Source organism: Pseudomonas sp. D47 (assembly GCF_045447305.1).
Classification (GTDB): Bacteria; Pseudomonadota; Gammaproteobacteria; order Pseudomonadales; family Pseudomonadaceae; genus Aquipseudomonas.
The window spans coordinates 43498-58931 of the sequence record NZ_JBJGXU010000016.1; the positions used below are offsets into that span (position 1 = coordinate 43498).

The following is a 15434-nucleotide window of genomic DNA, read 5'->3' on the forward strand; positions in this document are numbered from 1 at the left end:
TCATGCCTAAAACACCGCTTGCCAGCCGTCCCCACGACCACTCTCACTGCGTGCACACCGCGCTGTCGGAGGCCGATACCCTTTGCGCACAAAAGGGCCTTCGCCTGACCGCGTTGCGTCGTCGGGTGCTGGAACTGGTGTGGCAAAGCCACAAGCCGCTGGGCGCCTATGACATTCTGGGCGTGCTCAGCGAGCAGGACGGCCGCCGCGCCGCGCCGCCAACGGTGTACCGCGCGCTGGATTTCCTGCTGGAAAACGGCCTAGTGCACCGCATTGCCTCGCTCAACGCCTTCGTCGGCTGCAACCACCCGGAACACGCGCACCAAGGCCAGTTCCTGATTTGCCGCGAGTGCCACGCCGCCATTGAGCTTGAACAAAAAAGCATCAGCGACGCCATTATCAAGAGCTCGGCCGAGGTCGGCTTCAGGGTCGAAGGGCAAACGGTCGAAGTGGTCGGGCTCTGCTCGGGTTGCCAGGGGGCTTGATGAGCAACGCGTTAATCCGCCTGGAACAGGTTGGGGTCACGTTCGCCGGGCAAAACGTGCTGGATAACATCGCGCTCAGCGTGGAGCCCGGGCAGATCGTCACCCTGATCGGCCCCAACGGCGCCGGCAAGACCACCCTGGTGCGTGCCGTGCTCGGCCTGCTCAAGCCTGACACCGGCAGCGTGTGGCGCAAGCCGAAGCTGCGCGTGGGCTACATGCCGCAGAAACTGCACGTCGACCCGACATTGCCGCTGTCCGTGCTGCGTTTTTTGCGCCTGGTACCCGGTGTAGACCGCGCCCGCGCGCAGGCTGCGCTCAAGGAAGTCGGTGCCGAACAGGTGATCGACAGCCCGGTGCAAAGCATCTCCGGCGGCGAAATGCAGCGCGTGCTGCTGGCCCGCGCCTTATTGCGCGAGCCCGAGTTGCTGGTGCTTGATGAGCCCGTGCAAGGCGTCGACGTCGCCGGCCAGGCCGAGCTGTACAGCCTGATCACCCGCCTGCGCGACCGCCATGGCTGCGGCGTGCTGATGGTCTCCCACGACCTGCACTTAGTGATGAGCACCACCGACCAAGTGGTGTGCCTCAACCGTCACGTATGCTGCTCCGGCCACCCGGAGCAGGTCAGTAGCGACCCGGCGTTTGTCGAACTGTTCGGCAAAAACGCCCAGAGCCTGGCGATTTACCACCACCATCACGACCACGCTCATGATTTGCATGGCGCTGTAGTCGACGATCCCGCCACACCCCATACCCACGTCCATGGAGATAGCTGCAAGCATGGCTGATTTTCTGCTCTACGCCCTGCTGGCAGGCTTGGCTTTGGCACTGGTGGCGGGCCCATTGGGCTCGTTCGTGGTCTGGCGGCGCATGGCTTACTTCGGCGACACGTTGTCGCACGCCGCGCTGTTGGGCGTGGCCATGGGCTTTTTGCTGGATGTGAGCCCCACCATCGCCGTCACCGTCGGCTGCCTGCTGCTGGCGGTACTGCTGGTGACCCTGCAACAGCGCCAGCCGCTGGCCTCCGACACGCTTCTGGGCATCCTGGCGCCGAGCACCCTGTCCCTGGGCCTGGTGGTACTGAGCTTCATGCATGAGGTGCGCATCGACCTGATGGCTTACCTGTTCGGTGACTTGCTGGCGATCAGCCCCACCGACCTGGCCTGGATCCTCGGCGGCAGCGCCGCGGTGCTGCTCTTGCTGGTGGCCCTGTGGCGCCCATTGCTGGCGATCACCGTGCATGAAGAGCTGGCCACGGTGGAAGGTTTGCCCGTGCCGGCCCTGCGCATGACCCTGATGTTATTGATCGCGGTGGTGATTGCTGTCGCGATGAAGATTGTCGGCGTATTGTTGATTACTTCGCTGCTGATCATTCCCGCAGCCGCCGCCCAGCGCCACGCCCGGTCACCGGAGCAAATGGCGATCGGCGCCAGCCTGTTGGGCATGCTAGCAGTGTGCGGGGGCCTGGCGCTGTCGTGGTTCAAGGACACGCCAGCCGGTCCGTCGATTGTCGTCACGGCGGCCGCCCTCTTTCTGCTGAGTTTTGTCCTGCCCCGTCGAGGGGTGTAGACTTGCTCGCTTTTTGCGCAAATAGAGAGTCGCAGGAATGAAGCTGTTCAACGCCCGTTATCTGCTCCTTGCCGCATTTTCCCTGCTGCTGGGCGCCTGTCAAAGCACACCGCCCGCTGCCCCCGAGGTACTGGACGCACGCGCTGCGGCCATCGCGCAGCTGGAGCAAAACCTGGCCAGCAGTGAGCTAGCCACTGCCGAGGATGAGCTGGCCGCTTTGCAGGCCCAGTCGCCCAACGATCCGGCTCTGGAAGCTTACCAGCGCCAATTGGCCGAAGCCTACCTGCAGCGCAGCCAGATCGTGCTGCAAAAAGGTGACGTCAACGCCGCCGCCACTGCCCTGAGCCGTGCCCGCGCACTGATGCCCAAGGCCCCGGCGCTGACCGGCGGCGTAAACAGCGCCATCAGCCACGCCCGCAAAGCCGAGTTGGATAAAGCCGAAGCCGCCTTAAAAGCTGCCGAAGCCAAACCACAAGCCAAGGTCATCGACCCGGCCGCTGAAAGCACCACGGTTGCGCTGAACCTCACCGATATCGAAGAACTTCGCCATCAATTGGATGCGATCGCCACCGATGTGGTGAATTACCAATGCGACGTGACCATCCAGGCGCCGCGCACCCAGGATTACCCATGGCTGGCCACGTTGCTGAGCAAACGGGTGAAGCGAATTGATTCGGGATATGACCTGAAAATTCACCGGCAGGTTGTGAAACACATCCCGGCGCAGATTGTGCTGACTCCGCGCAAGGCGGAATAAAGCATCGCGGGCAAGCCCGCTCCCACACTTGAATGTATTCACAATTCAAAATGTGGGAGCGGGCTTGCCCGCGATAGCGGTCTAACGGTCAACCAATAACTTAAGCCGGAATCGCCTTAGCCTTAGGCTCACGATCCCAAACCCGATGCTGTGCAATCGCGGCGAAAAACGCCTTAAATGCTTTGGCATCCGACCCAACGATCAACCCCGCATCCACTTCCAGCTTCAGCAGATCCAACAACGGTTTGGCATCACTGGCAACCGTAATCGCCTTCAAATGCTTGTACGCCTCCAACAGGAAGTGCAACGCCACGCCATCGCCACTCAATGCCTGCACCGACTTGGCGCCACCCGGTACAAACACCGCGTCAAACGCAATCGACGGCATGCCTTCCATTGACGCATCCACCTTCAGGCTCTTGCCATCGGCGGTGGTCACCGGTGCCGACGTCGGCCCCAGCAGCTTGGCGTGTGCGCCCTCAGCCTCCAGCGCCTTCTTCAGCGCGGCAATCGCTGCACCCTCTACACCGTTAGCCGCCAGGATCGCGACTTTGCGCGTCTTGATATCGCCCGAGAGCAGGTTCACCTGGCTCAATGCCGGCGACTCTTTCAGCGAGGACTTACGCGGCGGCACAGTGCCTTTGGTCGGCGCCGGTAAACCGAGGTTCTGCGCAACGCGCTTGGCCAGTTCCAGGTCGATATTGGCCAAAATCTCATTGACCTGACGGGCACGGATAAACTCGCGCTCCACCTTGCCCAACTCGAAGCTGTAGGCCGCAATGATGTGCTCTTTCTCGTGGTGGCTCATGCTGTGGAAAAACAGCGTGGCTTGCGAGAAGTGGTCGCCAAAAGACTCACTGCGCTCACGCACCTTGTTGGCGTCGACGCGCTCGTAATAGGTCTCGAAACCGCCATCCTGCGCAGCCGGTGGGGTTTCTTTCGGCCAGCCGCCATCAATCGAGTTCGGCTCGTAGGCCGCACGGCCTTTGTCGATCACGGTGCGATGCTGGGCGTCGCGCTGGCCGTTATGGAACGGCGTCACCGGCCGGTTAATCGGCAGCTCATGAAAGTTCGGGCCACCGAGACGGCTGATCTGTGTGTCCGTGTAGGAAAACAGACGGCCTTGCAGCAGCGGGTCGTTAGTGAAGTCGATACCCGGCACGATGTGGCCTGGGCAGAAGGCGACCTGTTCGACTTCGGCGAAGAAGTTGTCCGGGTTACGGTTCAGCACCATCTTGCCCAGCGGCGTAATCGGCACCAGCTCTTCGGGGATGATCTTGGTCGGGTCGAGCAGGTCGAAGTCGAATTTGTGTTCGTCCTCTTCCGCAACGATTTGTACGCCCAACTCCCACTCAGGGTAGTCGCCGCCCTCAATCGCTTCCCACAAGTCGCGACGGTGGTGATCGGTGTCTTTACCGGCAAGCTTTTGCGCTTCGTCCCACACCAGCGAGCAGGTGCCGACTTTGGGATGCCAGTGGAACTTCACGAAGCTCGACTTTCCTTCGGTATTGATCAAGCGGAACGTGTGAATACCAAAGCCCTGCATGGTGCGCAGGCTTTTGGGGATGGCACGGTCGGACATGGCCCACAGCACCATGTGCGCCGATTCCGGCTGCAGCGAGACAAAATCCCAGAACGTGTCATGGGCCGAGCCGCCGGTAGGAATCTCGTTGTGGGGCTCAGGTTTTACTGCGTGCACGAAGTCGGGAAACTTGATCGCGTCCTGAATGAAAAACACCGGCATGTTGTTGCCCACCAGGTCGAAGTTGCCTTCGTCGGTGAAGAACTTCACGGCAAAGCCGCGCACGTCACGCACCGTATCGCCCGAACCACGCGGGCCCTGTACGGTGGAGAAGCGCACGAACACCGGGGTTTTATGCTCAGGGTTACGCAGGAAACCGGCCTTGCTCAGCGCCGAATGGTTCTCATAGGTCTGGAAGTAACCATGGGCGCCCGTACCGCGGGCATGCACGATGCGCTCCGGGATGCGCTCGTGGTCAAAGTGCGTGATCTTTTCACGCATGATGAAGTCTTCCAGCAGCGACGGGCCACGGGCGCCAACTTTGAGGGTGTTCTGGTTATCGGAAATCTTTACGCCTTGGTTGGTGCGCAGCGCCTGGCCGGTCGCGTCGGAACGGAATTCCTCCAAGGCCTGCAGCTTGGCGTTGGTGTTGCCACGGTCCAGGGTGTCGGTGCCCGCAAGCTCACTCTTCGGCGGGGTAGCTGGCTTCTTGGTACTCATCAGTCAAAACTCCTTATTCAAAGTGGCCAGAGCGGTCCCCGGCTCGTTTGAGCAAACACCCAGGCACGGCACCTGGGAAATTGAGTTGCTTAAGTAGTGACTGACACGGTTTTGCACCGTTCCTTTTTTATGACCTTTGATCGCGTTATTGCCAAATCGCTGGTTGAATGCGAAATAAATGCTAAGAAACACTATACGGACAGGCTAAAATGCGCGCCCGGCTAACAGCTGATCCCTTTTCCATGCGCCCCACAAGGTTCGCTACGTGATCGAGTTTCATAACGTCCATAAAACCTACCGCGTCGCCGGTAAGGAAATCCCCGCCCTGCACCCCACCAGCCTGCGCGTCGAAAACGGCCAGGTGTTCGGCCTCATTGGCCACTCCGGTGCGGGTAAAAGCACCCTGCTGCGCCTGATCAACCGCCTGGAGCAACCCAGCGGTGGGCAGATCCACGTTGACGGTGAAGAAGTCACCGCGCTGGACGCCAACGGCCTGCGCCGCTTCCGCCAGCAAGTCGGGATGATCTTCCAGCACTTCAACCTGCTCGCCTCCAAGACCGTTGCCGACAACGTGGCGCTGCCGCTGACCCTGGCCGGTGAGCTGTCGCGCAAAGAAATCGACCTGCGCGTGGCTGAGTTGCTCGCCCGCGTCGGCCTGTCGGACCACGCCAAGAAGTACCCGGCGCAGTTGTCCGGTGGCCAGAAACAACGCGTCGGCATCGCCCGCGCCCTAGCGACCAAGCCAAAAATCTTGCTGTGCGACGAAGCCACCAGCGCCCTTGACCCGCAGACCACCGCCTCGGTGCTGAAACTGCTGGCCGAGATCAACCGCGAGCTGAAGCTGACCATCGTGCTGATCACCCATGAAATGGACGTAATCCGCCGCGTGTGCGATCAGGTGGCTGTGATGGATGACGGCGTGATCGTCGAGCAAGGCTCAGTGACCGATGTATTCCTGCACCCCAAGCACCCGACCACCAAGCGCTTTGTGCAAGAAGCCGAGCAGGTCGACGAAGGCGAGCAGCATGACGTGTTTGCCCATGTGCCGGGGCGCATCGTACGCCTGACGTTCCAGGGCGAATCGACTTACGCGCCGCTGCTGGGCACCGTCGCCCGCGAAACGGGGGTGGACTACAGCATCCTTGCCGGTCGCATCGACCACATCAAAGACACCCCCTACGGGCAACTGACCCTGGCCATCACCGGTGGTGACATGGAAGCGGCGTTCGCCCGCTTCACTGCGGCCGATGTGCACATGGAGGTCCTGCGTTAATGGACGTGTTACTGCATTACTTCGACAAAGTTGACTGGGCTGATATCTGGGTTGCCACGGGCGACACCATGCTGATGCTCAGCACTTCGCTGTTTTTCACCGTACTGGTGGGCCTGCCGCTGGGCATTCTGCTGTTCCTGTTCAGCCCACGTCAGTTGCTCGAGCAGAAAGCCACTTATGGCGTGCTGGCCTTCATCGTCAACGCTATACGCTCTCTGCCGTTTATCATTCTGCTGATTGTGATGATCCCTACTACGATCTTTATCACGGGCACTTCGCTTGGCGTGGCCGGCGCGATTCCACCGTTGGTGGTAGGCGCTTCGACGTTCTTCGCGCGGCTGGTGGAAACCGCCTTGCGCGAGGTGGATCGCGGCATCATCGAAGCGACCCAGGCCATGGGCGCCACCACGCGGCAGATCATCGTCAAGGCACTGCTGCCCGAGGCAAAGCCCGGCATCATTGCTGCAATCACCGTCACCGCAATTGCCCTGGTGGGCTACACCGCCATGGCGGGCGTGGTGGGTGCCGGTGGGTTGGGTGACCTGGCAATCCGTTATGGCTACCAGCGTTTCCAGGACGATGTCATGGTCGTCACCGTCGTCATGTTGATTGTGCTGGTACAAATTCTGCAAACCATCGGCGACAAGCTGGTGACACACTATTCTCGAAAATAACGGCCATTGCCCGGCCCCCGCCGGCACATGCCCGAACAAGGAGCTTGTTGGATGAAAAAACTACTGGTTGCTTTCGCCGCCGTTGCCGCGTTTTCCGCCCACGCTGCCGAGACTATTACAGTCGCCGCATCGCCTGTGCCTCACGCGCAAATCCTCGAATTCGTGAAACCTGCACTCGCTAAAGAAGGCGTGGATTTGCAGGTCAAAGTTTTCACCGACTACGTGCAGCCAAACGTCCAGGTGGCTGAAAAGCGCCTGGACGCCAACTTCTTCCAGCACCAGCCGTACCTGAATGAGTTCAACAAAACCAAAGGCACTCACCTGGTGAGCGTCGCCGCTGTGCATCTGGAGCCACTGGGCGCCTACTCCAGCAAGTACAAAAAGCTGGAAGACCTGCCTGATGGCGCTAACGTCGTGATCCCGAACGACGCCACCAACGGCGGCCGCGCATTGCTGCTGCTGGCCAAGCACAACCTGATCACCCTGAAGGACCCGACAGACATCCTGTCGACCATCAAGGACATCTCCGGTAACCCGAAAAAGCTGAAATTCCGCGAACTGGAAGCCGCCACCCTGCCGCGCGTGCTGACCCAGGTCGACCTGGCGCTGATCAACACCAACTACGCGCTGGAAGCCAAACTAGACCCGTCCAAGGACGCCCTGGTGATCGAAGGCAACGACTCGCCTTACGTCAACATCCTGGTGACCCGCGACGACAACAAAGACTCGGACGCCGTGAAGAAGCTGGTAGCAGCCCTGCACTCGCCTGAAGTCAAAGCGTTCATTCTTGAGAAGTACAAAGGCGCGATTCTGCCGGCGTTCTGATCTGACCCGATCTCCAAAACACTGAAGATCAAAAATGTGGGAGCTGGCTTGCCCGCGATAGCAGAGTGTCAGTCACCGAAGATGATGACTGGCCCACCGCTATCGCAGGCAAGCCAGCTCCCACATTTGTTTTGTGTTGCTCCGATCGTTCCCACGCTTGCAACCCAGGGCGCTCTGCGTCCGCTCTTCAGGTCGTGACGCGGAGCGTCACCAGAGGCATTCCCACGCGGAGCGTGGGAACGATCAGCGCCTACGTGCTTACTTACGCTGCAACAACCCTGGCAACTGCGCCACCAGCTTTTGATTGTTCAACGGCGCACGAATAAACCCGCGCTGCGTACCATCCGGCCCGATCAGCGCCAGGTTGCCGCTGTGGTCGACGGTGTAGTTGGGCTTGCTGGTATCCGCCGGAATGAACGGAATGCTCACCGCATTCGAAACCTTCTGCACATCGTCCACATTCGCGCCGGTCAGGCCTTCGAACTGCGGGTCGAAGTAGCCCAGGTACTGCTTGAGCTGAGCCGGGGTATCGCGGTTTGGGTCAACGCTGACCAGGATCACCTGCAACTTATCCACAGCCTCTTTGGGCAGTTCGCTCTTGATCTGACGCAGTTGAGCTAGGGTGGTCGGGCAGATGTCGGGGCAGAAGGTGTAGCCGAAGAACAGCAGGCTCCATTTGCCTTTCAACTCATTGACCACCACCGGCTGGCCGTTCTGGTTTGTCATGGTCACTGGCGGCAACTGGCGGCTTTGCGGCAGCAGGATGATGCCGGCGTCGATCAGCGCGGTGGGGTCACCCTGGCCCTTGCCGCTGAGCACTTTGTTAACGGTCAGGCCCATGATCAACGCGACGATGGCCACCAGGATAAAGACGGTTTTTTGAGTTCGAGTCATAGGTTCAACAGTAAGTAGTGGTCTACGAGCAGCGCGATAAACAGCAGGAACAGGTACCAGATAGAGTACTTGAACGTGTTGATCGCCGCGTGCGGCTTGCTGCCACGGTACAGCACCCAGGCCCATTGCAGAAAGCGCCCGCCCAATACTAACGCGCACGCCAGGTACAGCAGGCCGCTCATGTGGATCACATACGGCAACAGGCTTACCGCCAACAGGGCGAAGGTGTAGAGCAGGATATGCACCTTGGTGTAATGCTCGCCGTGGGTGACCGGCAGCATGGGGATGTCGGCCTTGGCGTATTCCTCCTTGCGGTGAATGGCCAGGGCCCAGAAGTGTGGCGGGGTCCAGGCGAAGATGATCAACACCAGCAGCAGCGGCTCGGCGCTGACATGCCCGGTAACCGCCACCCAACCCAGCAGCGGCGGCGCGGCGCCAGCGAGGCCGCCGATGACAATATTTTGCGGCGTCGCGCGCTTGAGAAACCCGGTGTAGATCACCGCATAACCGAGCAGCGAGGCCAGCGTCAGCCACGCCGCCAAGGGGTTGGTAAACGCCAGCAGCAGGGCCAAACCTGCAACAGCCAGAAACAAAGCAAAGGCCAGGGCGGCCACCGGCGACACGCGCCCTTCTGCCATTGGCCGCTTATGCGTGCGCGCCATGACTGCATCAATGCGCCGATCCACCACATGGTTGACCGCCGCCGCGCCACCGGCACACAGGGCAATGCCCAAGTTGCCGAAAATCAGCACCGCCCACGGCACACCGGCGCGGGTCGCGAGGAACATGCCCACCAGCGATGTGATGAGCATCAGCACCACCACTTTCGGCTTGGTCAGCTCCAAATAGTCCCGCCAGATCGCTTGATCGTGACGCGCGCCGATCAAGGTCGCCATGGCATCTCTCCTTTAAGGGTGATGAGGCCCGAAACGTGTTTGCGTGGAATGAAGCGCCAGCCGAACGGCAACTGATGGCGCACCCGGACCAGGCTGGTGCGCGCGTGGTAATTGACCAGCACCAGCGTCAGCAACAACGCCGCACCGCCGGCGTTATGGCCGACTGCAACCGGCAGCGGCAGGTGAAAGTAGACGTTGCTCAAACCCAGGCAGAGTTGTGCCGCCAGCGCGATCAGCAGCAAGCCCGCGAGCCGGGTCATGCCCACGGCGCGCAACTGCCAGGCCAAGCCCAACAGCACCAGCGTGACCAGCACCGCGCCGATCCGGTGGGTCAGGTGAATGGCCGTGCGCGCTTCACTGTCGAGCTGCCCGCCGAGGTAATTGGGGCCGATGTGTTGGGTGAGGTGGAAGCCATTAGCAAAGTCCGCCGCAGGCCACCACTCGCCATGGCACGTGGGCAAATCGATACAGGCCACCGCTGCATAGTTGGAACTGACCCAGCCGCCCAGCGCGATCTGGCCGATCACCAACACCAACCCGGCGGTTGCCCAATATTGCAGGCGTTTGGGCACGATCAACGCAGGCAGCACGCCGGACAGCCGAAGGGTCAGCAGAAACAACAAGCTCACGGTGGCAAAACCGCCGAGCAGATGGCCCGTGACCACTTGCGGCCACAGCTTCAACGTCACCGTCCACATGCCGAACGCTGCCTGGGCAAACACTACCGCCAACAGGAACAACGGCAACTTCACCGGCTGGCCCGGATCACGCCGATGGCTCCACGAACGCGCCGCCAGCAGCACGATCAGCACACCCAAGGTGCCGGCAAAATAGCGATGGGTCATCTCCGCCCAACCCTTGTCAGCCTCCACTGGCGCATCGGGGAAATGCAGCTCGGCATGCGCCAGTTGGGCTTCGCTTTGCGGCACGCTGATAAAGCCGTAGCAGCCCGGCCAGTCTGGGCAACCGAGGCCCGCGTGGGTCAGGCGGGTATAGGCACCGAGCAGCACGACGATCAGCGCCAGCAAGTTGGCAAACAACGCGAGGCGAAATCCAGGTTTGGCCATGACGATGCCCTTATCCGATGTTCGACAGTTTCAGCAGCAGGCGCAGGTCGTTGAGCAAGTCCTTGCCCTTGACCTTGGCGTCGTAGCGCAACACCAGGTTGCCGTGCGGGTCGACGATCCACAGTTGCGCATCGCCAGGTGCGGCGGCGTCTTTACTGAAGGTCGACAGGTCCAGCGGGTAGCGTTGCAGTTGCGGGTATTCGGCTTTGAGCTTGGCCTCGTAATCGCTGCTCACCGGCTGCGCACTGGCCAGGGCATGGATGGCGCGGGACGCATCGCGGCCCAGGCTGATTTGCAGCTGGCGCGCCAGGTACACCAGTTGCTGGCAGTCGGCGGCGCAGGCAGCGGGCGCGGTGACCAGCAACTGCCAGCGATCCTCATCGGCCTGCACGCCGATGTCGGCGCGGGTCTGGCCATTGCCGATCAGTTCGCCATGGTAGCTGCGGTTGTCCGGCACCCAGAACTGCAGTTTGTACATAAAGGTGGCCAGCGCCATCGGGCCGATCACCATCATCAAAATCAAAATCAGCTGCCAGCGGCCTTTGCGCCGGTCGGGCGCCTCAGATGCGCTGGGTGGATTCATGGCCGCTCCCATGGGACTTCTCCTTTTTGTTGTGCCAGCCGAGGTAGAGGTAAAGCGCAAGCAACGCCAGCGCCATGGCGAACCACTGCACGGCGTAGCCCACGTGTTTTTCCGGGCCCATGGCGACCACCGGCCAGGTGGTGTCGTACGTACCGGGGCCGGGTTCCGCGCGTAGCTCGTAGGCAAAGCCGCTACGGCCCAATTCAGCCCAGAGGGCGGTGGGGTGAAGCGCGGTAAGCAGGCGCGGCCATTGCGTGGTCGCGGGGTCGGCGTGCAGTTGGAAGGTTTCGCCGGGGGCGACATACACCCAGGCGTCAAGATTCAACGGTTGCTCGGGTGTGCTGAAGACCGGTGGCGTGCGTCGGTCCGGCCACGGCAACCAGCCGCGATTGAGCAACAGCCACAGGCCGCTGGCCTGGTCGTGAAAGGGTTGCAGCAGCTCGACACCGGCCTTGCCATCGCGCATGCGGTTGTCGAGCAACACGCTGTGCCCGGCGTCGAACTGGCCACGCAGGCGTAAGCGGCGAAAGGCCGGGTCTGCCCTGTCATTGAGTTGCACACTGTCGATGGGCTCGGCCACGCGCCGCTCGGCATAGCTGTCCACCAGCAGCTGTTTTTCATGGCCGCGCGCCAATTGCCAGAACCCCAGGCCCATCATCAACGGCAGCAGCACCAGCACCACCAACGTGGGTGCGAGCCCTGGGCGAAAGTCTTTTATGGCGCTGGCTATACTGGTTTTCATTGCCCGCCCATCCGAATGGAACCTGACCATGCTCAAAGCAGCTATTGCCCTGATGCTGATCGCGACTGTCGTGAGCCTGTTCAGTGGCTTGTTTTTTCTGGTCAAGGACGAGGGCAACTCCAACCGCCTCGTCACCGCCTTGACCGTGCGTGTCGTACTGGCCGCGATCACCGTAGGCTTGATCGCCTGGGGCTTTTTTCGCGGCCAGTTGGTGTCTCATGCGCCGTGGTAAGGCGCCTCACAGCACATAAACGAAGAAAAACAGGCCGATCCACACCACATCCACAAAGTGCCAATACCAACTGGCCGCTTCGAAGCCAAACTGGTGCTCGGCATTGAAGTGTCCGCGCAGGATGCGCATCAGCATCACAAACAGAATGATGGTGCCGATGGTCACGTGGGCGCCGTGAAAGCCGGTGAGCATGAAGAAGGTCGCGCCGTAAACGCCCGAGCCGAGGGTCAAGCCCAGTTCTTTGTAGGCGTGGATATATTCCTCAGCCTGGAACCCGAGAAACGCCAGCCCCAGCAGCACTGTGATCGCCAGCCAGATTTTCAGCGCGCCGCGATGGCCTTTGCGCAAGGCATGGTGGGCGATGGTGATGGTCACACTGGAACTCACCAGCAGGATGGTATTGACCAGCGGCAGGCCCCACGGGCTGATAGTGCCCTCCGGCGCTGGGTACAGTTTGGGGTCCGGGTTGTTGAGCAGCGGCCAGGCGAACTCGAAGTTCGGCCACAGCATATGCGCGACGCCTTTGGAGCCTTCACCCGCCAACCACGGCGCCGACAGGTGCCGCACATAAAACAACGCGCCGAAGAAGGCGATAAAGAACATCACCTCGGAAAAGATGAACCAGGTCATGCCCCAGCGAAACGAGCGGTCCATCTGCGGGCTGTACAAACCGGCACGGCTTTCCTTGATCACCGCGCCAAACCAGCCGAACAGCATGTAGGCCAATAGCAGGCCACCGACGAAAAAGATCCACGGGCCGTGGGATTCCGGGCGCGCCGCCTTCAGGTCGTTGAACCACACGGCCAGGCCGTACACGGTGATCAACATGCCAAACGTAGCAATTATTGGCCATTTGCTTTGTGCTGGTACGTAGTACGTATCATGAGACGACATGTATTCGCTCTCCTGATTGAGGGGGCAAACAGTAGCTAGCCGCCGGTGTGGACAGCCACCGGCGGTTGGCGCGCAGTGATATCAAACAGGGTGTACGCCAGGGTCAAATGCTTCACATCCTTGGGCATGTCACGGTCGACAATGAAACGCACCGGCATTTCGATGCGCTGACCTGGCTGCAGCACTTGCTGGGTGAAGCAAAAGCACTCGGTCTTGTGGAAATACATCGCCGCTTCGGCCGGGGAAATGCTCGGCACCGCCTGTGCCGTCATGGCCTTGTCGGTGGGGTTGTAGGCGACGAACAGCATCTCGGTGACTGCGCCGGGGTTGACCACTACCTCGTCAGCCTTGGAATGAAACTCCCAGACCATGTCGATGGCATTGGTCGACAGGAACTGCACGCGCACCTGGCGCGTAGGGTCGACCATCTGCTCGCCCTCGTACTGCCCGGCGGTTTTGCCGTTGATGCCGAACGCCTTGCACATCACGTCGTAGATCGGCACCAAGGCGAAACCGAAGGCGAACATCGCCACCACCAGGATCAGCAGGCGGGTGACCAGGCGCTTGATGGGCACGGACTCAAGCATGGCAGCCACCCCGCTTTTGACTTTCTGTGGGCGCTGGCTTGCCTGCGATGAGGGTTTGGCAGTTCACACCGCTATCGCAGGCAAGCCAGCTCCCACAGGAGAGCGAGGTAGCCTGGGCCAGAGTGTTCACTTGACCTCCGGCGGCGTGGTGAACGTGTGGTACGGCGCAGGCGAGGGAATGCTCCATTCCAAACCTTCGGCGCCATCCCACGGTTTGGCCGGGGCTGGCGGGCCGCCGCGGATGCATTTGATGACGATGAACAGGAAGAAGATTTGCGTGGCGCCAAACATGAATGCGCCAATCGAGGAAACCATGTTGAAGTCGGCGAACTGCAGGTTGTAGTCCGGCACCCGGCGCGGCATGCCGGCCAGCCCCACAAAGTGCATCGGGAAGAACGCCATGTTCATGCCCACGAAGGACAGCCAAAAGTGCAGCTTGCCCAGGGTTTCGTCGTACATGTGGCCGGTCCATTTCGGCAGCCAGTAGTAGGCAGAGGCGAAGATGCCAAAGATCGCCCCGGGCACCAGTACGTAATGGAAATGCGCCACCACAAAGTAGGTGTCGTGGTACTGGAAGTCCGCCGGAGCAATCGCCAGCATCAGCCCGGAGAAGCCGCCGATGGTGAACAGGATCACGAAGGCCACGGCGAACAGCATCGGCGTCTCGAAGGTCAGCGAGCCTTGCCACATGGTGCTCACCCAGTTGAACACCTTCACGCCCGTCGGCACGGCGATCAGCAGCGTGGCGTACATGAAGAACAGCTCGCCCACCAAGGGAATGCCGACCACGAACATATGGTGCGCCCACACGATGAACGACAGGAACGCGATACTCGCCGTGGCGTAGACCATCGAGGTGTAGCCGAACAGTGGCTTGCGCGAAAAGGTCGGGATGATCGAGCTGACGGCGCCGAAGGCCGGCAGGATCATGATGTACACCTCGGGGTGGCCGAAGAACCAGAACACGTGCTGGAACAGCACCGGGTCACCGCCGCCGGCCGCACTGAAGAAGCTGGTGCCGAAGTGGATGTCCATCAGCATCATGGTCACGCACCCGGCCAGCACTGGCATCACCGCGATCAGCAGGAACGCGGTGATCAGCCAGGTCCAGACGAACAGCGGCATTTTCATCAGGGTCATGCCCGGCGCGCGCAGGTTGAGAATGGTCGCGACCACGTTGATCGCGCCCATGATCGAACTGATGCCCATCAGGTGGATGGCAAAGATAAAGAACGTCACGCTCTCCGGCGCGTAGGTGGTGGAGAGCGGGGCGTAGAAGGTCCAGCCGAAATTCGGCCCGCCGCCCGGGGTGAACAAGGTGGAGACCAGCAGCAGGAACGCCGCCGGCAGCAGCCAGAAGCTGAAGTTGTTCATGCGCGGCAGGGCCATGTCCGGCGCGCCGATCATCAGCGGGATCATCCAGTTGGCCAGGCCGACAAAGGCCGGCATCACCGCACCGAACACCATGATCAGGCCGTGCATAGTGGTCATCTGATTGAAGAACGCCGGCTGCACGATCTGCAGGCCGGGCTGGAACAGCTCGGCGCGGATCACCATGGCGAACGAGCCGCCGAGCAGGAACATAGTGAAGGCGAACCACAGGTACATCGTGCCGATGTCTTTGTGGTTGGTGGTCAGCACCCAGCGCATCAGGCCTTTGGCGGGGCCGTGGGCATGGTCGGTGTGACCATGGTCATCGATCACAGTGCTCATGGCC

The 15434-nt window shown here is 61.0% G+C and carries 17 protein-coding genes; 8 read left to right on the top strand and 9 right to left on the bottom strand.

Annotated features, from left to right (window positions below; all coding sequences use genetic code 11):
• Positions 1 to 2 precede the first annotated feature (2 nt).
• The 4 genes from zur to ACI77I_RS13290 are packed head-to-tail and all read left to right on the top strand — an operon-like array spanning position 3 to position 2808.
• Positions 3 to 485, top strand: coding sequence for a zinc uptake transcriptional repressor Zur (zur, locus tag ACI77I_RS13275; RefSeq protein WP_094949674.1), 483 nt, complete (start codon positions 3 to 5; stop codon positions 483 to 485).
• Positions 485 to 1270 (top strand): zinc ABC transporter ATP-binding protein ZnuC, encoded by a 786-nt coding sequence (gene znuC / locus ACI77I_RS13280; RefSeq protein WP_263274258.1) that lies wholly within the window; start codon positions 485 to 487, stop codon positions 1268 to 1270. Before zur ends, znuC begins: the two co-directional genes overlap by 1 nt.
• Positions 1263 to 2051: a zinc ABC transporter permease subunit ZnuB gene (gene znuB, locus ACI77I_RS13285; RefSeq protein WP_094949676.1), complete on the top strand. Its 789-nt coding sequence runs from the start codon at positions 1263 to 1265 to the stop codon at positions 2049 to 2051. Before znuC ends, znuB begins: the two co-directional genes overlap by 8 nt.
• Positions 2052 to 2088: 37 nt before the next feature.
• The gene (locus ACI77I_RS13290; protein WP_406997746.1) at positions 2089 to 2808 is read left to right on the top strand and encodes a PA5502 family lipoprotein; all 720 of its coding nucleotides are present in this window, start codon (positions 2089 to 2091) and stop codon (positions 2806 to 2808) included.
• A gap of 100 nt (positions 2809 to 2908) precedes the next feature.
• Here the strand turns inward: ACI77I_RS13290 and katE are convergent, their stop codons facing one another.
• The gene (gene katE / locus ACI77I_RS13295; RefSeq protein ID WP_406997747.1) at positions 2909 to 5050 is read right to left on the bottom strand and encodes a catalase HPII; all 2142 of its coding nucleotides are present in this window, start codon (positions 5048 to 5050) and stop codon (positions 2909 to 2911) included.
• Positions 5051 to 5315: 265 nt separating this feature from the next.
• On the opposite strand from katE, the gene ACI77I_RS13300 reads away from it, so the two are divergent.
• From ACI77I_RS13300 to ACI77I_RS13310, 3 genes are read left to right on the top strand one after another with little or no spacing between them, the layout of a single operon-like run.
• Positions 5316 to 6323 (top strand): methionine ABC transporter ATP-binding protein, encoded by a 1008-nt coding sequence (locus tag ACI77I_RS13300; RefSeq protein WP_094949679.1) that lies wholly within the window; start codon positions 5316 to 5318, stop codon positions 6321 to 6323.
• Positions 6323 to 6997, top strand: a complete 675-nt coding sequence (locus ACI77I_RS13305; RefSeq protein ID WP_094949680.1) for a methionine ABC transporter permease — start codon at positions 6323 to 6325, stop codon at positions 6995 to 6997. The genes ACI77I_RS13300 and ACI77I_RS13305 overlap by 1 nt, the downstream gene beginning before the upstream one ends.
• A 51-nt stretch (positions 6998 to 7048) precedes the next feature.
• Entirely contained in the window at positions 7049 to 7822 is a 774-nt protein-coding gene (locus ACI77I_RS13310) for a MetQ/NlpA family ABC transporter substrate-binding protein (RefSeq protein WP_094949681.1), read from the top strand.
• 258 nt (positions 7823 to 8080) lie between these two features.
• Here the strand turns inward: ACI77I_RS13310 and ACI77I_RS13315 are convergent, their stop codons facing one another.
• Genes ACI77I_RS13315 through ACI77I_RS13335 form a run of 5 tightly spaced genes read right to left on the bottom strand, consistent with a single transcriptional unit; the run spans position 8081 to position 12004 of the window.
• Positions 8081 to 8716 carry an SCO family protein gene (locus ACI77I_RS13315; RefSeq protein WP_094949682.1) on the bottom strand — a complete coding sequence of 212 codons (636 nt, stop codon included), beginning with the start codon at positions 8714 to 8716 and terminating at the stop codon, positions 8081 to 8083.
• Positions 8713 to 9612, bottom strand: a complete 900-nt coding sequence (gene cyoE / locus ACI77I_RS13320) for a heme o synthase (RefSeq protein ID WP_083355933.1) — start codon at positions 9610 to 9612, stop codon at positions 8713 to 8715. Before cyoE ends, ACI77I_RS13315 begins: the two co-directional genes overlap by 4 nt.
• Complete coding sequence (locus ACI77I_RS13325; RefSeq protein ID WP_406997748.1) at positions 9600 to 10679, bottom strand: COX15/CtaA family protein; 1080 nt, start codon at positions 10677 to 10679, stop codon at positions 9600 to 9602. The genes cyoE and ACI77I_RS13325 overlap by 13 nt, the downstream gene beginning before the upstream one ends.
• Before the next feature lie 10 nt (positions 10680 to 10689).
• Entirely contained in the window at positions 10690 to 11274 is a 585-nt protein-coding gene (locus ACI77I_RS13330; protein ID WP_406997749.1) for a hypothetical protein, read from the bottom strand.
• Positions 11240 to 12004 (bottom strand): SURF1 family protein, encoded by a 765-nt coding sequence (locus ACI77I_RS13335; RefSeq protein ID WP_406997750.1) that lies wholly within the window; start codon positions 12002 to 12004, stop codon positions 11240 to 11242. The genes ACI77I_RS13330 and ACI77I_RS13335 overlap by 35 nt, the downstream gene beginning before the upstream one ends.
• Positions 12005 to 12032: 28 nt before the next feature.
• Here ACI77I_RS13335 and ACI77I_RS13340 point away from each other — a divergent pair, with 28 nt between their 5' ends.
• The gene (locus ACI77I_RS13340) at positions 12033 to 12236 is read left to right on the top strand and encodes a twin transmembrane helix small protein (RefSeq protein WP_406997751.1); all 204 of its coding nucleotides are present in this window, start codon (positions 12033 to 12035) and stop codon (positions 12234 to 12236) included.
• A 6-nt stretch (positions 12237 to 12242) separates the two neighbouring features.
• On the opposite strand, the gene ACI77I_RS13345 is transcribed toward ACI77I_RS13340, so the two are convergent.
• The 3 genes from ACI77I_RS13345 to ctaD form a co-directional block, all read right to left on the bottom strand.
• On the bottom strand, positions 12243 to 13130 hold the full coding sequence (locus tag ACI77I_RS13345; protein WP_094949686.1) for a cytochrome c oxidase subunit 3: 888 nt from the start codon (positions 13128 to 13130) through the stop codon (positions 12243 to 12245).
• Between the two features lie 35 nt (positions 13131 to 13165).
• Entirely contained in the window at positions 13166 to 13717 is a 552-nt protein-coding gene (locus ACI77I_RS13350; protein ID WP_094949687.1) for a cytochrome c oxidase assembly protein, read from the bottom strand.
• Positions 13718 to 13843: 126 nt separating this feature from the next.
• Complete coding sequence (gene ctaD / locus ACI77I_RS13355) at positions 13844 to 15430, bottom strand: cytochrome c oxidase subunit I (protein ID WP_094949688.1); 1587 nt, start codon at positions 15428 to 15430, stop codon at positions 13844 to 13846.
• Positions 15431 to 15434 lie beyond the last annotated feature (4 nt).

What these genes read in the sequence shown, in the direction of transcription:
- zur (WP_094949674.1), top strand. Translation starts at nt 3, where the DNA reads ATGCCTAAAACACCGCTTGCCAGCCGTCCCCACGACCACTCTCACTGC.
- znuC (WP_263274258.1), top strand. Translation starts at nt 485, where the DNA reads ATGAGCAACGCGTTAATCCGCCTGGAACAGGTTGGGGTCACGTTCGCC.
- znuB (WP_094949676.1), top strand. Translation starts at nt 1,263, where the DNA reads ATGGCTGATTTTCTGCTCTACGCCCTGCTGGCAGGCTTGGCTTTGGCA.
- ACI77I_RS13290 (WP_406997746.1), top strand. Translation starts at nt 2,089, where the DNA reads ATGAAGCTGTTCAACGCCCGTTATCTGCTCCTTGCCGCATTTTCCCTG.
- katE (WP_406997747.1), bottom strand. Translation starts at nt 5,050, where the DNA reads ATGAGTACCAAGAAGCCAGCTACCCCGCCGAAGAGTGAGCTTGCGGGC.
- ACI77I_RS13305 (WP_094949680.1), top strand. Translation starts at nt 6,323, where the DNA reads ATGGACGTGTTACTGCATTACTTCGACAAAGTTGACTGGGCTGATATC.
- ACI77I_RS13310 (WP_094949681.1), top strand. Translation starts at nt 7,049, where the DNA reads ATGAAAAAACTACTGGTTGCTTTCGCCGCCGTTGCCGCGTTTTCCGCC.
- ACI77I_RS13315 (WP_094949682.1), bottom strand. Translation starts at nt 8,716, where the DNA reads ATGACTCGAACTCAAAAAACCGTCTTTATCCTGGTGGCCATCGTCGCG.
- cyoE (WP_083355933.1), bottom strand. Translation starts at nt 9,612, where the DNA reads ATGGCGACCTTGATCGGCGCGCGTCACGATCAAGCGATCTGGCGGGAC.
- ACI77I_RS13325 (WP_406997748.1), bottom strand. Translation starts at nt 10,679, where the DNA reads ATGGCCAAACCTGGATTTCGCCTCGCGTTGTTTGCCAACTTGCTGGCG.
- ACI77I_RS13330 (WP_406997749.1), bottom strand. Translation starts at nt 11,274, where the DNA reads ATGGGAGCGGCCATGAATCCACCCAGCGCATCTGAGGCGCCCGACCGG.
- ACI77I_RS13335 (WP_406997750.1), bottom strand. Translation starts at nt 12,004, where the DNA reads ATGAAAACCAGTATAGCCAGCGCCATAAAAGACTTTCGCCCAGGGCTC.
- ACI77I_RS13340 (WP_406997751.1), top strand. Translation starts at nt 12,033, where the DNA reads ATGCTCAAAGCAGCTATTGCCCTGATGCTGATCGCGACTGTCGTGAGC.
- ACI77I_RS13345 (WP_094949686.1), bottom strand. Translation starts at nt 13,130, where the DNA reads ATGTCGTCTCATGATACGTACTACGTACCAGCACAAAGCAAATGGCCA.
- ACI77I_RS13350 (WP_094949687.1), bottom strand. Translation starts at nt 13,717, where the DNA reads ATGCTTGAGTCCGTGCCCATCAAGCGCCTGGTCACCCGCCTGCTGATC.
- ctaD (WP_094949688.1), bottom strand. Translation starts at nt 15,430, where the DNA reads ATGAGCACTGTGATCGATGACCATGGTCACACCGACCATGCCCACGGC.